Source organism: Intrasporangium chromatireducens Q5-1 (assembly GCF_000576575.1).
GTDB classification, from domain to species: Bacteria; Actinomycetota; Actinomycetes; order Actinomycetales; family Dermatophilaceae; genus Intrasporangium_A; species Intrasporangium_A chromatireducens.
This window is the reverse complement of sequence record NZ_AWQS01000589.1, coordinates 1-485: the sequence shown is the minus strand read 5'-3', so window position 1 is coordinate 485 and position 485 is coordinate 1. Positions and strand designations below refer to the sequence as shown.

Annotated in this window: 1 protein-coding gene; it reads left to right on the top strand. The window is 78.4% G+C overall.

The window, feature by feature from the left end; translation table 11 throughout:
* The coding region (locus N864_RS25365) for a citrate synthase family protein (RefSeq protein WP_205621053.1) at positions 1-485 on the top strand (485 nt) is incomplete at both ends.

Here is a 485-nt window from a genome sequence, read left to right as displayed (position 1 = left end):
GCCCCTCGGGCGGCCCGACCCCGGTGCTCCGGTTCCGCACGCTGGCGAGCCTCGTCAGCTCGCAGCTGGACGGCGACCTGCTCTATCGCGGCCGGCCCATCGAGGAGGTCGTGCGCGACCTAACCTTCGACGACGCCGTCGCCCTCGTCCTCGGCGCCACCGGCCCGGGGGCTTTCCGAGGGTCCGGAGGCCCGACGCTGGCCCGGCTGGCGGAGGTCCTGCCCGGGCTGCCACCCGAGCGGCGGCTGCCCGTCGGGGTGCAGCTGCTCGCCGGCGCCGACCCGCTGGCCGTCGACCTGGACCCGGACCGGGTCCGGCTCGCGGCCGTCACGGCGGTGCACGCCTGCCTCGCCTCGACGGCGCCCGAGGCTGCCCTGAGCGGCGACCCGGTGGCGGACGTGCCGGCGCTGCTCCTCGCCGGACTACGGGGTGGCCGGCCGTCCCGGCCGGACGTCGAGCTGCTCCGCGTCCTGCTCACCGCCCTG